Raw genomic sequence first — 2,553 nt, 5'->3', positions numbered from 1 at the left:
GGCGGCACCGCTCCCTCCGGTCGCTGACCAGATAATCCGGGCGGCTGGCTGAAATACATAGTATCACAGGAAACAAATCGCCAGCAATGGTCAACTTATTCCAATGTATAAATTATGGGTAAAAAACGCTCAGCTACGCTCATCCACAAGGTCGCATTAACACGATTGCGTAGAGATAAATGTGGTCAATTATCATTGATAATTAATGAAGGAAGATCAACGATATCGGGATTCACAACCGCAAGCGAAAATAAGGAAAATTCGTCCTATGCCTGCAGGAAACAGCACAGGAACGACCGAAATACAGAAAGCGGATGTTGAATCTGAATGAAGGATGATAAAGATCAAGAAATTGACTCATCACTTCCCTTTCCATTGCAGAATGAAATTGATGAAAGGACAAAGATCATTCTCGATGAGGGGAATATCCTTTTTGATAGATACATTTCTAATGTTGATAAGATAAATTCCAAAATTCTAGCGCTCTTTCAAATTTTCCTTGTATTGATAACATTAGAGATTACTATTCTTGGAATTATAATCGATAAAGGAGATTCCATCTCCTCTTTAGATTATGTCTTGTTAAGTTTGATTCTCGTAATTGGTCTCCTCGCATTCCTTTACTTGTTTTATCTCATCTGGCCGAAGAAATACAATATTGTCGATGTCTTCGAGAATGATCGGTTCGATGAGTTGTGTAATGTAGGAAAAAGTGATTTACTGTCTGACTTTCTTTATTATACACAAAAATCATATCGAGCGAATCAGAAAAGCTATGAAATTGTTCGAATGGGTCTGATATCTTCATTAATTCATATTTCGCTGAATCTATTTTTTTTCGTAATTTTTTTGATAACATATTTGATAATCTAGGTTGCGATTGGCATGTCTGAAACATCAAAAAAGAAAAAGAAAGAGGATAATAAAATGGATTTATCGATTAAGGCGAAACCAGTTGGTAGTGCAAAGGGAATTAAACCATTTTATTTGAAATTTAAAGATCAAGAGAAAGATGAATGAAAATAATTCATGAATCCTGACCCAGTTTTATAATTATTGTTGATAAATTTTGAATTATGTCGGATAAGACGAAGCCTCCAAAGAAATTACCCCATCCTTTGAAACCAAACCCAATAAATGAAGAAAATGGGACTATTCTGCAAAGCTTCAGCAAGGAGAAGGCAAAAAAGAGATATTATTTTCAAAGTGCTCGATTAAGTATTTATATATAGGTACTTTCTGAATATAATTCTGAAAGCTTATGGCTGAAAATGGTTCAAATTCGCCAAAAAAAATTCCACCCCCTGTTGTTGCAAAACCTGCTGGAAAGGCGGATGGAATTGTGATTATAACGAATACTAGAGATGATATACCCGGTCGAGTAAGATTACTCGATAAAAAATAATAATTCCTCATTTGTCGTATAATCTCTGAATACAACAAATAGTGTATATAAATAGATTTCACGCTCGATTTTGCTAAAAAATGTTAAATAAAAAATGGTGATCGAATAAATCCGAAAATTTTCGTTATCTAATAGGATAACTTTGATAATTTGCCTAAAATCAAAAACTGAAATGCGAGAGGAGGGATTTGAACCCGCGAACACCTACGAGATCAGATCTTGAGTCCGCCGCCGTTGGCTAGTTTGAACTCCGACTCCCGCATACTCAGGTTCTTCGCCACATCCGGAACTACTCGTCGGCTCCCCTTACTAGAGGTGGCGAGGAGATCCATTCTTTTTTGCGCTAAAAATTAGACGAATGAGTTTTATGAATAGCTGATAAAGTGTTATTATTGAAGGGGATTTATGAAATGGCTGCTGTCCCAGGTTTATCTGACGAATCAGAACCACTTCTGCCAGAAGACCTATCCGCGATCCTGCAATTCCTCCCGCAATTTGAACACCCGGACTTCTCACCCGGTTCTGTTGTTGCCGAAGAAGGGCACCTTCCATGGTTTGATTACAGCCGTTCTGTCGATGAATTTGTGCAGGCACTCTATAAACATAAATTCATTGTTATGTTTGATTGGGGATGCTGGCAAGACGAAGCCATTGAATACTATAACGATCCGGAACGAATGGCAAACGCCGATCTGCCGACACTAAGACGGATTTTGACTCTGCATGTGCGTAAGGAGCGGTTCTGCGCGGGGCATCTCGAAGAGATGTTTGAATCGGGCCATATTGTTGCCGTCCTGAGACGCCTTCAGGATATTGCTGGGACTTATGGATAATACCCTGCATAATGAAGTAACCGGAATTTAAGAACAATAAGCATTGATTGGTGCTAATTGTCGTTATTTTTTAATCGTTCAGGCCAAATTCTGTTTTGAATGAACCTCACAATGTCCCAGCAACGGGAGGTCGCACGGCTTCTCGCAGATCTTAATTTACCCGATCTCTATACAAGCTATGAGTGGAAGGGGGATGTATGGGAGAAAGGGTTTCCCGACCTCTTCCGCCTCGAGCAGGAGATCTCGAACGCCGCACGGCAATACTCGCTGGGCAAGCAGCATCTGTTTCAGATTGCAACGTGGGGCAGGTATCCC

General features: G+C 39.5%; 4 protein-coding genes and 1 pseudogene. All 5 read left to right on the top strand.

All coding sequences use genetic code 11. The features are described 5' to 3' along the window. Positions 1 to 885 precede the first annotated feature (885 nt). A complete protein-coding gene (locus QCH34_RS10570) occupies positions 886 to 1,020 on the top strand; it encodes a hypothetical protein (RefSeq protein WP_300333886.1) in 135 nt (44 codons plus the stop codon). A gap of 56 nt (positions 1,021 to 1,076) precedes the next feature. Beyond that, on the top strand, positions 1,077 to 1,232 hold the full coding sequence (locus QCH34_RS10565; protein WP_300333884.1) for a hypothetical protein: 156 nt from the start codon (positions 1,077 to 1,079) through the stop codon (positions 1,230 to 1,232). A gap of 29 nt (positions 1,233 to 1,261) precedes the next feature. Continuing rightward, a complete protein-coding gene (locus QCH34_RS10560) occupies positions 1,262 to 1,405 on the top strand; it encodes a hypothetical protein (protein ID WP_300333881.1) in 144 nt (47 codons plus the stop codon). A gap of 410 nt (positions 1,406 to 1,815) precedes the next feature. After that, on the top strand, positions 1,816 to 2,238 hold the full coding sequence (locus QCH34_RS10555) for a DUF6508 domain-containing protein (RefSeq protein WP_300333879.1): 423 nt from the start codon (positions 1,816 to 1,818) through the stop codon (positions 2,236 to 2,238). Positions 2,239 to 2,337: 99 nt separating this feature from the next. Beyond that, a pseudogene (locus QCH34_RS10550) lies at positions 2,338 to 2,553 on the top strand (hypothetical protein); the annotation flags it as partial.

The sequence above is a fragment of the Methanocalculus sp. genome (genome assembly GCF_029762515.1).
Lineage (GTDB): Archaea > Halobacteriota > Methanomicrobia > Methanomicrobiales > Methanocorpusculaceae > Methanocalculus.
The sequence above is the reverse complement of the archived record's forward strand: the minus strand, read 5'-3'. Positions and strand labels throughout refer to the sequence as shown.